The sequence below is a fragment of the Propionibacterium acidifaciens genome (assembly GCF_003798325.1).
Classification (GTDB): domain Bacteria; phylum Actinomycetota; class Actinomycetes; order Propionibacteriales; family Propionibacteriaceae; genus Propionibacterium; species Propionibacterium acidifaciens.
The window spans coordinates 841,398-858,773 of record NZ_CP033719.1 but is presented as its reverse complement, the minus strand read 5'-3'; the positions used below and the strand labels follow the sequence as shown (position 1 = coordinate 858,773).

The 17,376-nt window shown below is 70.2% G+C and carries 15 protein-coding genes and 1 pseudogene; 9 read left to right on the top strand and 7 right to left on the bottom strand.

Going from position 1 to position 17,376, the window contains the following annotated elements:
• Positions 1 to 234: 234 nt before the first annotated feature.
• Positions 235 to 735, bottom strand: coding sequence for a transcription elongation factor GreA (gene greA, locus EGX94_RS03645; protein WP_021797424.1), 501 nt, complete (start codon positions 733 to 735; stop codon positions 235 to 237).
• Positions 736 to 802: 67 nt separating this feature from the next.
• Between greA and mca the strand changes: the two genes are divergently transcribed.
• Positions 803 to 1,729, top strand: coding sequence for a mycothiol conjugate amidase Mca (gene mca, locus EGX94_RS03640; RefSeq protein WP_043121397.1), 927 nt, complete (start codon positions 803 to 805; stop codon positions 1,727 to 1,729).
• 236 nt (positions 1,730 to 1,965) lie between these two features.
• Here the strand turns inward: mca and uppS are convergent, their stop codons facing one another.
• Positions 1,966 to 2,775, bottom strand: a complete 810-nt coding sequence (uppS, locus tag EGX94_RS03635) for a polyprenyl diphosphate synthase (RefSeq protein ID WP_021798300.1) — start codon at positions 2,773 to 2,775, stop codon at positions 1,966 to 1,968.
• A gap of 132 nt (positions 2,776 to 2,907) precedes the next feature.
• Here uppS and trhA point away from each other — a divergent pair, with 132 nt between their 5' ends.
• Both trhA and EGX94_RS13320 read left to right on the top strand, forming a co-directional pair.
• Entirely contained in the window at positions 2,908 to 3,585 is a 678-nt protein-coding gene (trhA, locus tag EGX94_RS03630; RefSeq protein WP_051245576.1) for a PAQR family membrane homeostasis protein TrhA, read from the top strand.
• An 86-nt stretch (positions 3,586 to 3,671) separates the two neighbouring features.
• A complete protein-coding gene (locus EGX94_RS13320; protein ID WP_021798297.1) occupies positions 3,672 to 4,082 on the top strand; it encodes a hypothetical protein in 411 nt (136 codons plus the stop codon).
• Between the two features lie 696 nt (positions 4,083 to 4,778).
• On the opposite strand, the gene EGX94_RS03620 is transcribed toward EGX94_RS13320, so the two are convergent.
• Both EGX94_RS03620 and xseA read right to left on the bottom strand, forming a co-directional pair.
• Positions 4,779 to 5,021: an exodeoxyribonuclease VII small subunit gene (locus EGX94_RS03620; RefSeq protein ID WP_043122619.1), complete on the bottom strand. Its 243-nt coding sequence runs from the start codon at positions 5,019 to 5,021 to the stop codon at positions 4,779 to 4,781.
• Between the two features lie 172 nt (positions 5,022 to 5,193).
• Complete coding sequence (gene xseA, locus EGX94_RS03615; RefSeq protein ID WP_021798298.1) at positions 5,194 to 6,483, bottom strand: exodeoxyribonuclease VII large subunit; 1,290 nt, start codon at positions 6,481 to 6,483, stop codon at positions 5,194 to 5,196.
• Between the two features lie 425 nt (positions 6,484 to 6,908).
• On the opposite strand from xseA, the pseudogene EGX94_RS03610 reads away from it, so the two are divergent.
• Positions 6,909 to 7,868: pseudogene (locus tag EGX94_RS03610) on the top strand (4-hydroxy-3-methylbut-2-enyl diphosphate reductase); the annotation flags it as partial.
• A gap of 493 nt (positions 7,869 to 8,361) precedes the next feature.
• Here EGX94_RS03610 and rmuC read toward each other — a convergent pair.
• Positions 8,362 to 9,609, bottom strand: coding sequence for a DNA recombination protein RmuC (gene rmuC, locus EGX94_RS03605; RefSeq protein ID WP_021797570.1), 1,248 nt, complete (start codon positions 9,607 to 9,609; stop codon positions 8,362 to 8,364).
• 145 nt (positions 9,610 to 9,754) lie between these two features.
• On the opposite strand from rmuC, the gene EGX94_RS03600 reads away from it, so the two are divergent.
• From EGX94_RS03600 to EGX94_RS03580, 5 genes are all read left to right on the top strand, one after another.
• Entirely contained in the window at positions 9,755 to 11,017 is a 1,263-nt protein-coding gene (locus tag EGX94_RS03600) for a M18 family aminopeptidase (RefSeq protein WP_043121620.1), read from the top strand.
• A gap of 40 nt (positions 11,018 to 11,057) precedes the next feature.
• Positions 11,058 to 12,149 (top strand): redox-regulated ATPase YchF, encoded by a 1,092-nt coding sequence (gene ychF, locus EGX94_RS03595; RefSeq protein WP_021797565.1) that lies wholly within the window; start codon positions 11,058 to 11,060, stop codon positions 12,147 to 12,149.
• A 142-nt stretch (positions 12,150 to 12,291) separates the two neighbouring features.
• Complete coding sequence (locus EGX94_RS03590) at positions 12,292 to 12,552, top strand: type II toxin-antitoxin system Phd/YefM family antitoxin (RefSeq protein ID WP_021797566.1); 261 nt, start codon at positions 12,292 to 12,294, stop codon at positions 12,550 to 12,552.
• Complete coding sequence (locus EGX94_RS03585) at positions 12,521 to 12,808, top strand: Txe/YoeB family addiction module toxin (RefSeq protein WP_450091336.1); 288 nt, start codon at positions 12,521 to 12,523, stop codon at positions 12,806 to 12,808. The genes EGX94_RS03590 and EGX94_RS03585 overlap by 32 nt, the downstream gene beginning before the upstream one ends.
• 285 nt (positions 12,809 to 13,093) lie before the next feature.
• Positions 13,094 to 13,738 carry a class I SAM-dependent methyltransferase gene (locus EGX94_RS03580; protein ID WP_021797564.1) on the top strand — a complete coding sequence of 215 codons (645 nt, stop codon included), beginning with the start codon at positions 13,094 to 13,096 and terminating at the stop codon, positions 13,736 to 13,738.
• A 241-nt stretch (positions 13,739 to 13,979) separates the two neighbouring features.
• Here the strand turns inward: EGX94_RS03580 and EGX94_RS03575 are convergent, their stop codons facing one another.
• Complete coding sequence (locus EGX94_RS03575; protein ID WP_226906068.1) at positions 13,980 to 16,109, bottom strand: P-loop NTPase fold protein; 2,130 nt, start codon at positions 16,107 to 16,109, stop codon at positions 13,980 to 13,982.
• Positions 16,110 to 16,111: 2 nt separating this feature from the next.
• The gene (locus tag EGX94_RS03570; RefSeq protein WP_021796964.1) at positions 16,112 to 17,014 is read right to left on the bottom strand and encodes an aldo/keto reductase; all 903 of its coding nucleotides are present in this window, start codon (positions 17,012 to 17,014) and stop codon (positions 16,112 to 16,114) included.
• Between the last annotated feature and the right edge of the window lie 362 nt (positions 17,015 to 17,376).

The window sequence follows — 17,376 nt, the reverse complement described above, 5'->3', positions numbered from 1 at the left end:
CGCTCGGTATGGCGGACGTCCCACGCGCGCACGGCGGCGCTCCACCTCCATGACGTGCTGCGGCGCCGGAAGGCCGACACCGCCCCTGCGCACGCGGCGGCGCCGTGCGCGGTGACCGGTCGGTTACGAGTCCCTGAGTAGATCGTCGACGAGACCACCGTCGTGCGTGCGAGGGCGGTCGGTCGGGGCGCAGCGCGCTCCGAGGTGGTGGCCCGGCTGCTCGGCCCCGGCGGTTCAGGCGCGCGATTCGATCTTGACGATCGTCACGCTGATCTGCCGGCCGTTGGGCGTCTCGTAGGAGACCTCGTCGCCGGCCCGGTGCCCCAGCACGGCCGCGCCGAGCGGGGACTGGGGGCTGAAGACCTGGGTGTCCAGCGAGTCGTCGGCCCCGAGCATCTCGCGGCTGCCCAGCAGGAAGACGTCCGTGTCGTCGGGGTCGCCGTCGTAGGCGATCGTCACGGTGATCCCCGCGGCGACCTCCTCGGGCTCCTCCTGGGCGCCACCGACATCGGCGGTACGCAGCATCTGCTCCAGCTGACGGATGCGGGCCTCCATCTGGCCCTGCTCCTCGCGCGCGGCGTGGTAGCCGCCGTTCTCCGACAGATCGCCCTCGGCCTTCGCAGCGCCGATCTTCTTCGCGATCTCCGCACGGCCCCGCCCCTTCAGGCGGTTGAGCTCCTGGGCGAGCTTGTCGTACGCGTCCTGCGTCATCCAGATCGTCTGCTTGTCGGTCATTGCTCCATCCTATGACGGCTGTGGACACGGTTCGGTGCGTCGAGCGTGAGCGTGCACAATGAGGATCATGCCAGTGCCGGGAGGTCGAGAAGGGGCGGACGAGGGGCTCCGTCTGCTGCACGTGCACGCCCACCCCGACGACGAGTCGAGCAAGGGGGCCGCGACGACGCTGAGGTACATCGCGGGGGGCGCCCGGGTGATGGTCGCGACCTGTACCGGCGGAGAGCGCGGCAGCGTGCTCAACCCCAAGATGGACCGCCCCGAGGTCTGGGAGAACATGCCCGAGGTGCGCCAGGGCGAGATGGAGGCCGCGCGCGCGATCCTGGGCGTCGAGCACCGTTCGCTGGGCTTCATCGACTCCGGCCTGCCCGAGAGCCCCGACGAGCCGCTGCCGGAGGGCTGCTTCGGTCTGACCGATCCCGTCGAGGCCGCAGCCCCGCTCGTGCGGGTCATCCGCGAGTTCCGTCCCCAGGTGATGACCACCTACGACGAGAACGGCGGCTACCCGCACCCCGATCACATCCAGTGCCACCGCGTCTCCATGGCGGCCTTCCGCATGGCCGCCGACCCGGACGCGCTGCCCGAGTCGGGGCCCGCCTGGCAGGTCAGCAAGCTTTACTACCAGGTGAGCTTCCACCGGGCCCGTTTCGCGGCCTTCGACGAGGCGATGGCCGCGGCCGGTCTGGGGCACCCGTACGCGGAGCGGCTGGCCCGCTGGGGCAACCTCGACTACGAGCAGCGCATCACGACGCGGGTGCCCTGCGGCGACTACTTCGAGCGCAGCGATGACGCCCTGCGCGCCCACGCCTCGCAGATCGACCCCGACGGCGCCTGGTTCCAGGTGCCGGTCGAGATCCGTCGGCGCGTCTGGCCCACCGAGGACTACCAGCTGGTCTACTCGGCGGTGCCGACCTTCATGCCCGAGACGGACCTGTTCGCCGGCCTGCGCGCCGGCGCGCAGGCGCCCGACCCGGCCGACACGTGGGTCATCTGAGCCCACGGGCCACCGGGGCCCGGAGCGGGCGGGGCGTGCCCGCGACGCCCGGCCCGACCGGAGCGGACCGCCCGGACGGCCCGTCCGAGGGGCGGGTGCCCTGAGGGTGCGTGCGGGCCGCCGGCCCCGACGGGTCGCTCGTGCCGGCGGCCCGGCCGGACGGTTCACGTGCCGAAGAGGCGTTCGCGTGCCGGCCCGGAGACCGCTGCACGAGGCATCCCAGTGGCCACAAGGCCTCACTTGCCGAAACGGCGTTCGCGCTGCTGGTAGGAGCGCAGGGCGCGCAGGAAGTCGATCTTGCGGAAGTCGGGCCACAGCGCCTCGCAGAAGTACAGCTCCGAGTGAGCGCTCTGCCAGGGCAGGAAGCCGCTGAGGCGCTGTTCTCCCGAGGTGCGGATGAGCAGGTCCGGGTCGGGCTGGCCGCGCGTGTAGAGGTGCTCCGAGATCTGGTCGACCTCGAGGGTGCGGGCGAGCTCCTCCAGCGTCGTGCCCCGCTGCGCCTCGGCGGCCAGCAGCGAGCGGACGGCGTCGCGCAGCTCGTGGCGGCCCCCGTAGGCGACGGCCATGTTCACCTGGGTGCCGGAGTGCCCGGCGCTGGAGCGCTCGGCGCTGCGCAGGCGCTCGGCGATCGTGGCGGGCAGCAGGTCGAGGTCGCCGACGATCATCACGCGGTGCCCCGGGGCGGCGGCCAGGTCGTCCGTGAGCCGGGTGATGACCTCCATGAGGGGGTTCAGCTCGTCGTCGGCGGAGCGCTGGAGGTTCTCGGTGGACAGCACCCACAGGGTGACGGTGCCGATGCCGATCTCGTCGCACCAGCCGACGAAGTCGCACAGCTTGGCGGCGCCGGCCTGGTAACCGACCTCCAGGGGTCGTCCGGGGGCGTTGAGTCGGGCCCAACGGCGGTTCCCGTCGGCGAGGACCGCGACGTGGCGGGGCAGGGAGCGCGGGTCGAGGGCGCCGCGCAGCCGGTTCTGGTAGGTCGTGTAGATGAGACCCTCAGGGCTGAGGCGATCGATCGCCCTGTTCACCATGTCCCGGCGCGCCATGGGCCAAGACTACAAGCCGCCACGGGGCCGCTGTCGGCGTCGGGGGAGGATCAGGTGATCGACAGGGGAGGAGACTTCCCCGGGACCCTAACCTACGGTACGGTAGGTTAGGTGATCCCAGGTGATGAGCAGATGCCCTTGCAGTCCCGTCCCGGCATCGTCCGTGCAGCGCCCCCCTCCGAGTCCAAACCCCGCCTGCGCGGCTGGCTGCACGCCGTCACGGCCCCGCTGCTGCTGCTGGCCGGGCTCGCGCTCATCGTCGTCACGCACTCGCTGGCCGGGCGCGTCAGCGAGGCGATCTACCTGCTCACCGGCCTCATGCTCTTCGGCAACTCGGCCGTCTACCACCGCGGGCACTGGTCGGGGCGGGTCGGCGCGGTGCTGCGCCGCTTCGACCACTCGAACATCGCGATCTTCATCGCCGGCACCTACACGCCCCTGGCCGTCCTGCTGCTGCACGGCGGTTCCCGGGCGGTGCTGCTGTCGCTCATCTGGGGCTGCGCCGTCGCCGAGGTGGCCTGCCGCAACCTGTGGATGAACGCGCCGCGCGTGCTCTACACGGTGCTCTACGTCGTCATGGGCTGGACGGCCCTGTTCTGGCTGCCCCAGTTCTGGCGGGCCGGCGGGCCGGCGGTCGTCTGGCTCCTCCTCGCGGGCGGCCTGTGCTACACGGCGGGCGCCGTGTGCTACGCCCTCAAGAGACCCAACCCCTGGCCCGCATGGTTCGGCTTCCACGAGTTCTTCCACACCGGCACGGTGCTCGGCGCCGGGTGCCATCTCGTCGCGATCTGGCTCGCCTCCTGTCGGTGAGTCCGCCCCTCGGTTACTGTGGATGAGACCCGATGGGGCCGCCCCAGTCGGAGGGGCTCCCCGCGGACAGGAGCAATGAGGGAGCAATGGTCATCAACGGCGACGAGCCGCGGGACACCACCGGCGGCGACGGGACCGACAACGACGAGGAGGCCGCCGGCGACGCGGTCGCGGCGGACGACCGGGCCGGGGCGGACGGCGCGGCGGAGTGCGTCGACTGGCGCCACCCGAGACCCGAGCAGGGTGCCGAACGGGTGCCGAGCGGGCTCGTGTGGCACAACCCGGGCTTCATCCCGCAGACCCGCCGCCCCGTGTCGACGCACAGGCTCGACGAGGACCTCGAGCGTCACTTCGACTCCGGGGCGGTCGCCGTGACGACCACCGCCCGGGACGACGAGGCCGGCGGGCGGATCCCCCCGGAGCAGCCGGCCGGCCCGGACCGCGCGGAGGCCGATTCGGCGGACGACGTCGATCCTGACGAGGACATTCTCGACTGAGAGGTCGTCCCCGCGTTCATGCCCATGAGCACCACGGCCATGGGGGGCGGGGTTCCTCGCGCAGTGCTCGACGGTCGTGCGGAGGGGCCCCGTCGCAGGAGGACGGGAACATTCTCGACCGAGGGGCCGTCCTCCGAGGGACCGTCCTCGGGCCCGGCCGCGACGCCCGCCCGGGCCCCGGTCGCCCGGACCCTGGCGGGAGGACGCTCCCGGGGCCTGCGTCCGGCCGGTCGCTCGATGGAGGCGGACCACCGGCGCGGGGCCGCGAGGGGCCGATCCCGGGGTGCCGGCTCGGGCTCTGTGGGGGTGGCGGGTTTCCGGGTCTTGATGGGTCAGGGCGTAGGAACCCGGTCCTCACAGAGGCCGGAACCAACTAACCGAGCCTCCACGAAACCCGGGCAATGCACCCCCATGATCCCGTCGCCCGGCCCGCCGGACAGGACCGCTGCACCGTGAAGGGCGCACCAGCGACACGCCTACGAGCAACCCGACAGGGCCACGCCCGACCCCGAACCCCCGCTCGCCCCCGCTCGACCGTCCCCGCCGGAACCGGGAACCGCGGTGACCAGCCCGCGAACACCAGACCGACCACGCATCGCACGACACACCGCACCCCGACCCCGACACCCGGCAACGAACAAGCACCCCCGCGCAACCAGCACAAGAGCACCCCACCCGGCAGAGAACACCCGCACATCAGCCGTCCTGCGCGGCGGGTTCGTCGTCGGGCCGGCCGCCGTCGGGCTGCGCCGTCCGGCGCGCCTCGTCGATGAGCCTGCGCGCCCCGTCGAGCTCGGCCTGGCAGTAGGCGGCCAGTTCCTCGCCGCGCTTCCACAGCTGCATCGACTCGGCCAGCGGCACACCGCCGGACTCGAGCCTCGCAACGACCTCGGCCAGTTCGGCGCGGGCCTGCTCGTAGCTGGGTTTCTCGTCCGCCATGGGTTCTCCTTCCGTCGGTCCCGCCCGTCGCTGCCCGTCGGGACTGCTTCCACTGGTCGTGTTGTCGGGCTGGTCGTGGCCCGGGGGTCGTGCCTCCACGCGGGCCGCGGGCGCGCGGGCCGTGCCACCCCATTCACGTGCCGCCATTCACTGTCGCATCCGATGCGGGAACTCAACGAGGGGCGCGGGCCCGGGTCGCGTCCCCCGCCGGATCAGCCGGCCGGGGGCCGGGGATCGCGTCGTCCACCTCGACGACCAGCCGGCCGTCCGCGAGGAAGACCATGAGCTGCTCGCCGGGCTCCGTGTCGCCGACCGAGGCGACCGAGGCGTTGTCGGAGTCGGCGATGATCGCGTAGCCGCGCTCCAGGGTGGCCTTCGGGGACATGGCCCGCACCTGGGCCAGCGCATGGTCGACCGCCTGGGACTCCTCGGCGACGATGCGGTCGATCGTGGTGCGCAGCCGCAGGCGCGCCATCTCGAGCTGCTGCACGTGGCCGGCCAGCGCCGAACCGGGGTCGCGGAGCACCGGACGCGAGGCGAGCCGGCCCAGCTCGTAGTACTCGGAGCTCACGCGGGCGTCGATCGCGGTGCGCGCCCGGCCCAGGAGCTCGGCGACGTACCGCTGCTCGTCGGCGGCGTCGGGGACGATGCGCTTGGCGGCGTCGGTGGGGGTCGAGGCCCGAAGGTCGGCGACGAGGTCGAGGATCGGGGTGTCGGGCTCGTGACCGATCGCGCTGACCACCGGGGTGGCGGCCGCGGCGACGGCCCGGACGAGCCCCTCGTCGCTGAAGGGCAGGAGGTCCTCGAGGGAGCCGCCTCCGCGGGCGATGACGATGAGGTCGATCCGCGGGTCGGCGTCGAGCTCGACCAGCGCCGCGGCGACCTCGGCTGCGCTGCGCGGGCCCTGCATGAGCGCATGGCGCACCTCGAACCGGGCGGCCGGCCAGCGGCGCAGCGTGTTGGTGAGCACGTCGCGCTCGGCCGCCGAGCCGGCACCGGTGATGAGGCCGATGCGGGACGGGACGAAGGGCAGGGGCCTCTTGCGGGCCGGGTCGAACAGGCCCTCGGCCTGCAGGGCGCGCTTGCGCTGCTCCAGCTCGGCGAGCAGCCGGCCCTCGCCGGCGATCCGGATGACCGAGCACTCGAACGACAGACGGGCCGTCTTGTTCCAGACGCGCGGGCGCAGGCAGGCCAGGACGGTGGTGCCCTCGGTGAGGGGCCCGGCCGCGTCGAGCACGGCGTTCGTCGCGGTGGCCTGCGCCGAGACCTCCAGGGAGGTGTCGCGCAGGGTGAGGAACTGCATGCTGTAGTTGGCCCGGCGGCGCAGCTCGATGATCTGGGCGCTCACCCAGACCCATCCGCAGCGCTCGACCCAGCCCTTGAGCATGCCGACGACGGCGCCCAGCGGCTGGGCGGTCTCGGGGCTGTTGCGCGGGCCCTGCTCGGTCGGTGTTCCAGGCATGCCCCTCACGGTAGTCGGCGCAGCCGACGGTCCGGGGCGCCGGGCGGCAGGCGGCTCCGGGGGTACCTGCTCTCCTGTCGGTCGTCTCGATGGTGTCGGTTGAGCCGCATGGCCGTGTCGTCCTCGGTGTCCGGGGAGCATCCGTCCTCCCGCCGGTCGCCCCGACGAGGGCTCCCGGAGGCGAGGGGTCCCGGTCCCGGGCGTCGGGGCGCAGCGGTTGTCGGCGTGGACTCCGGAAGGATCGGCGAGTTCCGCTCACGGGCGCCGGAACGCGGCCGCCGGCCCGACCCGGCGGGGGAGCTCGTAGCCCGATGGCGAGCCCTCGGCACGTGGACGACGGCCAGGGTGCCGAGCCTCCTTCGGCGGGCCCTCAGCCGTGAAGAATCCGGGGCCGGCCCGGATGACGGGGCCCGTAGACTGGCCGCATGAGTGATGCGTCGGCCTCCCAGCCAGCCAAGCGCGTCGTCGTGGCGGCGCCCCGCGGCTACTGCGCGGGCGTGGACCGCGCCGTCGTCACCGTTCAGAGGGCCCTGGCCGTCTACGGGGCGCCGGTCTACGTGCGCAAGCAGATCGTCCACAACAGGCACGTCGTCGAGACCCTCGAGCAGGAGGGCGCCGTCTTCGTCGACGAGCTCTCCGAGGTGCCGTCCGGCTCGCTCGTGATCTTCTCCGCCCACGGCGTCTCCCCCGCCGTCCGCGCCGAGGCCGTCGAGCGCGGCCTGCGCACCATCGACGCGACCTGCCCGCTGGTGACCAAGGTGCACCACGAGGCGAGGCGCTTCGCGAAGCAGGGCGTGCCGATCGTGCTCATCGGGCACGCCGGCCATGAGGAGGTCGAGGGCACCACCGGCGAGGCCCCCGACGACATCACGCTCGTGCAGACCCCCGACGATGTCGACGAGCTCGACATCGACCCCGGCGCCCCGCTCGCCTGGCTCACCCAGACGACGCTCAGCGTGGACGAGACCCGCGAGACCGTGGAGCGCCTGCACGAGCGCTTCCCCCGTCTGATCGACCCGCCGAGCGACGACATCTGCTACGCCACCCAGAACCGCCAGGGCGCGGTCAAGCAGATCGCCGGGCACTCCGACCTGGTGATCGTGGTGGGCTCGCGCAACTCGTCGAACTCGGTGCGGCTGGTCGAGGTGGCCCTCGAGAACGGCGCGCGGCGGGCCGAGCGCGTCGACAACGCGGGCGAGATCGACCCCGCCTGGCTCGAGGACGTGACGACGATCGGCATCACCTCGGGTGCCTCGGTGCCCGAGCGGCTCGTGGACGGCGTGCTCGAGCGGCTGGCCGAGCTCGGCTACCCGAGGGCCGACGAGGAGCGCTTGGTCGAGGAGTCATTGAGCTTCGCCCTGCCGCCGGAGCTGCGCGCGTGCCGCGCCGGCGGGCCCGGCCGCAGGACCCGCTCCCCGCTGGCGCCTCGGGCCGTCGGGCCGGTCGCGGACGCGTCGGGTGCCGAGGATCGGCCCGCCGCGCCCTCCGAACCCGCCGTCACAGGGGCCTGACTGGGCCTGACTGCGCTCTCGGGCCGCCTCGCCGACGGGCGGCCTGCCCGCTCCCGCCTCGGCCGGCGCACTCCTCGGGCGCCGGCCGAGCACTGTCCGGGGGGGGGGGGGAGGATGAGGGGGCCGGGTCTCCTCGGCGCGTCCCGGCGCATGACGCCCTGTGCTCACGGTCCGTGCTCACTGCGCCCACGGTCGCCGCCTCCGTGACCCCGCCGCCTCTTTTCTGATCGGAGCGGGGGCGCAGGGTCCTCCTGGTTCGCGTCGGTGTCCCGTCGGGCCCCTCGGCGCGCCTTCGGTCGGCGCGCCTTCGGATTGCCGGAGCGCCGGTCCTGGCCGCCGGTCTCCTTCATGATCATCCCCATGATCCTCAGCACGCCTTCGGATTGCCGGGGCGCCGGTCCTCGTCGGACACCAGCTCGGGCGCCGTCATGACGCGCGGGCTCGTCTCGACGGCGCGCGGGCTCTCCAGCTCGCCGTCGGAGCCCTGCAGCTCGTTGATCCGGCGGGCGCTCACGAGCACGCGCTGCTCGAGCGAGCCGATCGTCCTGTTGTAGGCCTCGACGGAGGTCGCCAGCGACCGGCCCAGCTTGTCGAGGTGGCCGCTCATCGTCGCGAGGCGCTCGTACAGCTCGCTGCCGAGGGCGGCGACCCGGCGGGCCGACTGCGCGAACGCCGCCTGCTTCCAGCCGTGCTGCACCGCGCGCAGCATGGGGATGAGGATCGACGGGCTGGCCAGGAAGACCGAGTGGGCGGCCGCGTACTCGTGCAGATCGGGGCGCTCGTCGAGCGCGACCTGGAGCAGCGCGTCCGACGGCAGGAAGAGGATCACCATCTCGGGACTGCCCGCGTCGAGCCGCCAGTAGTTCTTGGCGCCCAGCTGGTTGATGTGGGTCACCACGTTCTTCACGTACTGGCCGAGCAGGGCGGTGCGCTGGTCGGGGTCGTCGGTGGCGAAGGCGTCGATGAAGTTGCCCAGCGGCGTCTTGGCGTCGACGAAGATCGCCCTGCCATCGGCCATCGCCACCCGCATGTCGGGGCGCAGGCCGCCGTCGTCGGTGGCGACGGCCACCTGCGTGTCGAAGTCGCAGCGCTCCACCAGCCCGGCGATCTCGACGACGCGGCGCAGCTGCGTCTCGCCCCAGGCGCCGCGCACCTGCGGCTGGCGCAGGGCCGTGACGAGGGCCGCGGTCTCCTTGCGCAGCGACTCGCTGCTGGAGGCGACGGTCTCGACCTGGCGGCGCAGGTCGGCGGCCCCCTGGGCCCGGTCGCGCTCGACTTGGAGCAGACGGTCGTTCATCGCCTGGAGACTCGTGCTGATCGGCTCGAGAAGGCTCCTCGTCTGGTCGAGCCGGGCCTTGGCCGTGCGGTCGACGCTGACCGCCTGTCGCTCGGCGGTCGCGGCCGACAGGCGCTGGAACTCGTGGGCCATCGACGTGCGGTCGGAGGTGATCGCCTGGAGCTGCGCGGCGGAGGCGTCGCGCTCGGCCTTCGCTCGGGCGAGCTCGGTCCGCTGCTCGCCCGCCTGCGAACGCGCCTGCGAGCGGCCCAGCAGGAAGCCGACCGCCAGGCCGACGGCGATCAGGATGAGGGCCCAGATGAGTGTCGTGGCGTCCATGGCCCGAACTTTTCCAGCGGGCACTGACGATTTCCCGAAGGGGCTCGTCGGGTCGCGATTCGCGGCGGGGGCGGAATGGCCCCCGCCGGAGGACGATCCGCCGGTGCGGTCGGGTTGTGCCGGCGCGGCTTGGTTCAATGGGGCCATGGCCGATCCCACGGATTTCATGACGGGCTTCGCGCAGTTCATCACTGCCGGCCCCACCAGCTACCACACCGCCGCCGTCATGGCGCAGGGCCTCGCCGAGGCCGGTTTCACGCGGCTCGACGAGCGACAGGAGTGGGGGAGCGTCGCGGGCCGGCGGTTCCTCGTGCGCGGCGGCGCGCTGGTCGCCTGGGTCGCGCCCGACGGGCTCGACGACGACGCGGGGGTGCGCATCGTCGGCACGCACACCGACTCGCCGGCGCTCACTCTGAAGCCCTCCCCGTCGTTCGTCCGCGCCGGCTGGCAGCAGGCCAACGTCGAGGTCTACGGCGGCCCGCTGCTCAACTCCTGGCTCGACCGCGAGCTGGGCCTGGCGGGGCGCGTCGTCACCCTCGACGGCGTCGAGCGCCTCGTGTCCACCGGCCCGGTGCTGCGCGTCAGCCAGATCGCGCCCCACTTCGACCGCGGCGTCAACGAGCGGCTGACGATCGACCGCCAGTACGAGCTCGTGCCCAGCTACGGGCTCGGCGACGAACCGGACATCGTCGAGTGGGTGTGCTCCCGGGCGGGCGTCCCCGCGGGCGAGGTCGCCTTCGGCGACATCCGCGTCGTCCCGACCCAGGCTCCGGCGGTCTTCGGCATCGGGGGCGAGTTCTTCGCCTCGGCCAGGCTCGACAACCTCTCGTCGACCTATCCGGCCTACCGGGCGATCGGGGAGACCCGGCCGGGCCGCGACATCGCGCTGTTCGTCGCCTTCGACCACGAGGAGGTCGGCTCGGGCACCGCCTCCGGGGCGGCCGGCCCGCTCCTGTCCGACGTTCTGGCGCGCATCGCCGACGGCTACGGGTTGGGCGTCGACGCCCGCCGCGCCCTGCTGGCGCGCAGCTCGTGCATCTCGGCGGACGCCTCGCACGCGGTGAACCCCAACCACACGGCCAAGTACGACCCCCTCGTCCAGCCGGCGATGAACCGGGGGCCGGCCCTCAAGGTGAACGCCCAGCAGCGCTACGCCACCGACGCGATCTCGACGGCGCTGTGGGAGCGCGCCTGCCGCGCCGCCCGGGTGCCGCACCAGGTGTTCGTCTCGAACAACGACGTGGCCTGCGGCACGACGATCGGGCCCCTCACCGCCCAGCGGCTGGGCGTTCCGACGGTCGACGTGGGCGTGCCGATCCTGTCGATGCACTCCACCCGCGAGATGTGCGGCACGAGCGATCCGGAGCATCTGTGCGCGGCGCTCCGCGCCCACTGGGCCGGGGCCTGATCGGCGCCGGAGGGGCGGCGGAAGGGTAACCTGGGCGGACGTGGCACTCACCATCGGAATCGTCGGCCTGCCCAACGCCGGTAAATCGACCCTGTTCAACGCTCTGACCCGCAACGACGTGCTCGCGGCGAACTACCCGTTCGCGACGATCGAGCCCAATGTCGGCGTGGTCGGGGTGCCCGAGCCCCGACTGGCGGTGCTGGGGAGGATGTTCGGCTCGCAGCGTCTCGTGCCCGCCACGGTGAGCTTCGTCGACATCGCCGGCATCGTGAAGGGCGCCAGCCAGGGCGAGGGCATGGGCAACGCCTTCCTCGCGAACATCCGCGAGGCCGACACGATCTGCCAGGTCACCCGCATGTTCGAGGACGCCGACGTCACACACGTCGACGGTTCGATCAACCCGGCCTCCGACCTGGAGACGATCACCACCGAGCTGGTGCTCGCCGACCTGCAGACGATGGAGAGGGTGCTGCCCAGGATCGAGAAGGAGGCGGCGATCAAGAAGGAGTCCCGCCCCCGCGCCGCCGCCTACCGCGAGGCCTACGAGGTGCTCGGCGCCGGCAGGGGCGTCTTCCAGGCCGGGCTCGATCTCGAGCCGCTGCGCGATCTGTGGCTGCTCACCGCCAAGCCGTACATCTACGTCTTCAACTGCGACCAGGACGAGCTGGCCGACGAGGAGCTGAAGGCCCGCACCCGCGAGCTCGTGGCCCCTGCCGAGGCGATCTTCCTCGACGCGAAGTTCGAGGCCGAACTCGTCGAGATGGACGAGGACGAGGCCCGCGAGTTCCTCACCGAGATGGGCGTCGACGAGCCGGGCCTCGACAAGCTGGCCCGCGTCGGGTACGACACGCTCGGCCTGCGGAGCTTCCTCACGGCGGGCGAGAAGGAGTCCCGCGCCTGGACGATCCACAAGGGCTGGACCGCCCCGCAGGCCGCCGGCGTCATCCACACCGACTTCGAGAAGGGCTTCGTCAAGGCCGAGGTGGTCAGCTACGACGACCTGGTCGAGTACGGCTCGAAGAAGGAGTGCCAGGCCGCCGGGAGGGTGCGTCTGGAGGGCAAGGACTACGTCATGCAGGACGGCGACGTGGTGGAGTTCAGGACGGGGCTTGCAGCTGGGGGCAAGAAGTGAGTGAGGGCGAACCCGAGGACCCGAGCACCAGCAGGTCCTGCTCTCCGCTCTTGACGCGTTCGTCCAGGTCGGTTGAATCCACCGATGATCGCCGCCTCGGAGTGGTACCGTGATCCGGTACGAGCGATCGCGAGGAGGGTTCATGTCGATCAGTGCCAGTGAGGCTCGCAGGACACTGTTCCCGCTCATCGAGCGGGTGAATGCGGATCGTGATGCGGTCGAGATCGTTTCTCGTCATGGCAATGCCGTCCTGATGCCCGCCGATGAGTACGCGGAATGGCAGGAGACGGCCTACCTGTTCCGCTCTCCGGCCAATGCCCGTCGTCTGCTGGACGCTTGCGAGCGCGCCCGGGGCGGTGAGGTTGTCGTGCATGAACTCGATCGATCGGGTGAGGACGCCTGAGATGCGCCTGGTCTGGGTCGATTCTGCGTGGGAGGACTACGAGCACTGGCAAACGGCTGACCGCAAGATCCTCAAGCGTGTCAACACGCTGATCGACGCATGCCTGCGCGACCCATTCGACGGCATCGGCAGACCGGAACAACTCAGATACGGCGCGCCGGGCGCGTGGTCTCGGCGCATCACGGAGGAGCATCGTCTGGTCTACCTCGTCGACGGCGATGATCTGATCATCCTGCAGGCGCGCTACCACTACTGAGCCGTCAGTGCTGCTCACCGGCCGCACTGGCCGGCGAACACCGTGTTTTCGAGCATTGGTGCGTACCACTGCGGCGCGAGCAGCAGCTGGACCAGCCCGACGAGCGTCGGGACGATCTGGAGGACGGCCACGGCCAGTGGGCATCCTCGGACGGCCCCCACGATGCCTTCTTCCTCGGCGCAACAGGCATGCGACGTGCCCGCTCATGCATCCTGTGCACGTCCACGCCCTCGCCCAACGTCTCCGGCCATGGAGATCAGGTGATCGCTCGCCTGGACTCGCCGCGTGAGTCACGCCAGCCCCACTGCTCATGACGAGGCAGCCCCCGACCCCAGCGACCCCGCGTACTGGGACACGCGCTACGGCGAGTCCGGGCGGGTCTGGAGCGGTGACCCCAACGGCGCACTCGTCGACGAGGCGGCCGGCCTCGCACCCGGCCGTGCCCTCGACGTCGGCTGCGGTGAGGGGGCCGACGCCATCTGGCTCGCCTCGCAGGGCTGGCGGACCACGGGGCTGGACGTCTCGATCGTCGCCCTCGAACGGGCCCGGGCCAACGGGGCGAAGGCCGGAGTGGACGTCGAGTGGCTGCATGCCGGCCTGCTCGACGCAGACCTGGACCCCGGGTCGTTCCAGCTCGTCTCGGCCCAGTACCCGGCGCTGGGACGCACAGCGGATCGAGCGGCGGAACGCCTGCTGACCAGCCTGGTCGCCCCCGGCGGGACGCTGCTGTTCATCCACCACGACGTGTCCGGCTCACCCCACGGGCATCACGGCGACTTCGGCGGCGTCGTCATGCCGCAGCATGTCCTCCGCGTCTTGGACGACGGCTGGACGATCCTGACCAATCAGACGCGCCAGCGGCGTGTCAGCGGGGGAGCGGGGGCCCTCCACACCAGGGACATCGTCCTGCGCGCCCAGCGGACCCGCTGAGAAAAGGGGCTCTTCACAATTGACGGCCATACAATCACAAACGACCCCCGCTCGGCGATCGACTACCGCACACCCAACGAAATCGACACCGAATGGAGACGCAACAACCAGACAGCCTGAACCAGACATTCACCACTGTCCGAGAAACCCACTTCACTCCAGTGGTCCCTGTCGATGATTCTCACCGTCCATCCTCGTGGTGGTGCCTCCTGCCCGGTCGGCTGCACCATGCGGTCGAAGATCAGCCAGTGCTGCGATCGACAACCTCATCAGGTCTTTCCCTGGTATCTTCGATGAACTGGGCGGCGAATCTTCTACGGCCCTCCCAACTGTCGTCCATCGATATTTCAGAGGAATCGTTGTCGTCAGTGCTTCGAGCTGGTATCCCGGTGAGCTCGGTGAACAACTGTCCGGCGAATGAAGCTGAGCACTGGTTCCCGTATCCCCTGCGCGAAGGGCTGCGGCCGACCAGACGCGCTGCGACGTCCTCCGGTGTGAACTCGCCGTTCTCGATCCCCTCCCGAATTCCTTTGACGAGTTCGTCGCGCGTCGAAGGCGAGTGTTTGCGCACATGGGTCAGGAGGTACGCCATTTTCACATCGGTGTCGGCGCCGTCGCGGTCTCGAAGATTCTTGAGCAGCTCGGGTATCAGTTTTTCGGTCTCACTCTCGAGTATGTCTGAAAAGTTTGATTCGAGGCGAATGCGCTCAGATTCTCCTGCTATCAACTTGATTATCTCTATTCTCTTGTCCAAGGACTGGCAGGCTGTCAATGCTTCACGTAGGTCATCGGGTGATTCCTTGTCCGCCAGCAGGAGAAGGAGTTTGATCGCCCAACGACGAAGCATTATGAACCTCTTATTTAATAATGGATTCGTGTCATCCGGACATGCCGAGAGAAGTTCCATGGATGCCCTCAGAAGGGCTGGAGTCGCCGGACCCATGGGTTCGTCATGATAGGGCATCATAGAGATTTCTGGATACCATGAATCAATCTTGGTCAGCACATTGTATGAGCGGTCGTCGTCGGCGACATGGAGCAGTTTCGTAAGGTCTTCTTGCTCGCCATTGGCAGCCCTTTCGAGCGCATCCCTGACATCTGCGTCCGGAACGTCTCCGTCGGGGATCGCCTGTGCCAGATAGCGGTCGAAGTACAAGCGATTCGCGAATCGTGGAGAACTTCCCTCCATGACTCCTCCTCCTGCGACTGCTGGGAAGATCGCCTCCAGCGTGGAGAGCGCATCCTGTCTGTCCCGCTCCTCCAAGGATTCGAGAAGAGGGTTCCACGCAGCCTTCCCCTCCTTGGGGGGATCGTCGGCCGTGAGACGTTCCTTCCAGTCCTGGAGTCGGGAGAGCACGTCTGGGAACTGGACCCGGAGGAAAGCGGCGAGCAGTAGGTCGACGCAATCGATCTCCCGTGGGTCGTGGAGTTTGATCTCCTCGTTCGCTTGGGCGAGGAATCTCTCGATCGCTCGTGGGGTCCTGAGCTGGGACGGCATCGTGGTTCCGATGATGCCTCCCATGCGTGAGTCGTCAAGACCTGCGCCCAGCCGACCGGATGACAGCAGTTCATTCAATCGGGTGGTCAATATCTTTATGATCTGCCCCGTGAGCAGAGGGGGAAGGGAGAGCGGGTACTGCACGATCTTCTCCATGAACGAGCGGGCCCTGGCCTGGGACAGGCCGCTCCCATCGGGCGATCGGAGGATCTCGATCAGGCTCTGCTCGTCGTAGGCGAGCAGGTAGTCCACGCCCGGGAACCGGCCGAGCAGTCGCACGACCTTGAGCAGGTCGAGCAGTTCATCGGCCTGCAACCTGTCGATGTCGTCGACGACGACCAGTATCGAGATCCCGAGCTTTTGAAGCTCCTTCGACAGCTCATCAAAGCACTGTTTCCATGATTTTTCGAGGCTGTCCTCGATGACCTTGACAGCGCTGTTGAGGGCGGTGCCGACCTTCGGGATGAGTGGCATGACCGGTCGCGCAACCATCATGCAGTTCGCGAAAATTTTCCGGAATCCTTCACGTCTGGCCGTATCGCTGTTTGGGACGGCGTTCAACATGGACGCAAAGAATTCAGAGATCATCCCGTCGGTTCCAGCTGTTGCCCACGGCGTGAAGAAGGCGACCCTCCAGCCTTTCCTGTCCTCGAGCAGCTCCGTGAGCATGGCGATGACGGACGACTTGCCGCATCCCCACGGCCCCTCGAGTCCGTAGACGATGCTTGATTCTGGTGAATGATTGCTCGTGATCAGGTCCGTGAGCCGCTCGGCCACGGGAGCCCGGTTGAGCTTGTCCTCGGCCTTCCCCTTGATCGGATCGTCATGCCAGCCGCTGGCCCGCTCGGTCGATGCGGCGTCCTGCTTCTGCATTGTCACGGTTCACACGATAGTGAGTCGCCCCGACGTGTTCGGGGCGGGACGCGTTGCGAGCTGCATGCTGGGCGGTGACTCATGGCCGAGAGACCGCGGCATCGGGCCGGGCGAGCACCTCCGGCGGCAGTCGCAGGGTCGCTGCGGCGATGTTCTCGTCGAGATGGTCGACGCAGGAGGTGCCGGCGATGACCAGCGACTGCGGGCTGTGGGCGAGCAGCCCGGCTTAGCCTCCGCCCCGAGCGGGAAGTAGGGGCCCAGACCATGGCGCCCGTCTCGGCGAGGCGGAGGAGCGGTTCGTGGGTGCGGTCGAGCAGGTTGTAGATGTTCGACACCGCTGAGATGCCCGCGGGAAGCGCCCGCTCCAGCTGTGCCAGGGACACGTGGCTGAGGCCGATGGCGCCGATCGTCCCCGATTCGCGAAGAGCCTCCAGCGCGGCGAGTTGGTCGTCCAGGTCCACCAGCTGCTGCGGATCGGTGATAACCAGGCCGGGCGGCATGTCCATCCTCCGCAGATGAACCAGGTCGAGCCGGTCTGTCCCCAGCGAGCGCAGATTCGCCTCGACCGCCTGCCGCAGCTCGTCGGGACGCTGCGCCGCCGTCATCGGCACGGCTCCCGGCACGGGCCGGGCGCCCACTTCCGTCGTGAACACCACTTCGTCCCGGTGCGATCCGAATGCCCTGGCCAGCAGCTGGTTGGCCAGGCCCTGCCCGTAGAACTCCGCGGTATCGAAGAACTGGGCGCCCTCCTCCCTCGCGTGGCGCAGGAGCGACACGGCGGCATCGCCGGTGAGGCGCCCGGCCGAGACGGCCCCGGTGAGCGCCCCCATGCCGTAGCCGATCCTCGCGGTCGGCCGGCCTGCCAGGGCGATGGCGCCAGCGGCGCGCGCTGGGATGGTGCTCATGGTTCTCCTGTCTCCTGCCCGAGTCGTCGGTGCGCGCCCTGAGGGCCACCGGCCCGGGGCGGTAGGGTCCACGGACCCGCCGTCCTCGAGAACCGGGTGCCCATCGCGTCGTTCGGCGACTCGTCACCATCATGGCGGGCGATGGGGCGCGTGCGTTCAGGAGGAGTAGGTGGCGGTCGTCTTGCAGCGCCTGGGCGGGGCGCGGGACAGAGCATCAGCATTCCGAGGGGCGGTCGGTCCGATCCCGCCGGTGACGGAGTCCGGACCGAGGAGAACGCCGCCCCAGGGGGGCGTCCTTGCCCCGTCCGGAAGACCGTGATACCCATGGCCCTTGGCGTCTCCGCGGCTGTCGGCGCCGTCGA

Excerpts from the sequence above, each read along its gene's own strand:
- greA (WP_021797424.1), bottom strand. The coding sequence starts at position 735 with ATGACCGACAAGCAGACGATCTGGATGACGCAGGACGCGTACGACAAG.
- mca (WP_043121397.1), top strand. The coding sequence starts at position 803 with ATGCCAGTGCCGGGAGGTCGAGAAGGGGCGGACGAGGGGCTCCGTCTG.
- uppS (WP_021798300.1), bottom strand. The coding sequence starts at position 2,775 with ATGGCGCGCCGGGACATGGTGAACAGGGCGATCGATCGCCTCAGCCCT.
- trhA (WP_051245576.1), top strand. The coding sequence starts at position 2,908 with ATGCCCTTGCAGTCCCGTCCCGGCATCGTCCGTGCAGCGCCCCCCTCC.
- EGX94_RS13320 (WP_021798297.1), top strand. The coding sequence starts at position 3,672 with ATGGTCATCAACGGCGACGAGCCGCGGGACACCACCGGCGGCGACGGG.
- EGX94_RS03620 (WP_043122619.1), bottom strand. The coding sequence starts at position 5,021 with ATGGCGGACGAGAAACCCAGCTACGAGCAGGCCCGCGCCGAACTGGCC.
- xseA (WP_021798298.1), bottom strand. The coding sequence starts at position 6,483 with ATGCCTGGAACACCGACCGAGCAGGGCCCGCGCAACAGCCCCGAGACC.
- rmuC (WP_021797570.1), bottom strand. The coding sequence starts at position 9,609 with ATGGACGCCACGACACTCATCTGGGCCCTCATCCTGATCGCCGTCGGC.
- EGX94_RS03600 (WP_043121620.1), top strand. The coding sequence starts at position 9,755 with ATGGCCGATCCCACGGATTTCATGACGGGCTTCGCGCAGTTCATCACT.
- EGX94_RS03590 (WP_021797566.1), top strand. The coding sequence starts at position 12,292 with ATGTCGATCAGTGCCAGTGAGGCTCGCAGGACACTGTTCCCGCTCATC.
- EGX94_RS03585 (WP_450091336.1), top strand. The coding sequence starts at position 12,521 with ATGAACTCGATCGATCGGGTGAGGACGCCTGAGATGCGCCTGGTCTGG.
- EGX94_RS03575 (WP_226906068.1), bottom strand. The coding sequence starts at position 16,109 with ATGCAGAAGCAGGACGCCGCATCGACCGAGCGGGCCAGCGGCTGGCAT.
- EGX94_RS03570 (WP_021796964.1), bottom strand. The coding sequence starts at position 17,014 with ATGAGCACCATCCCAGCGCGCGCCGCTGGCGCCATCGCCCTGGCAGGC.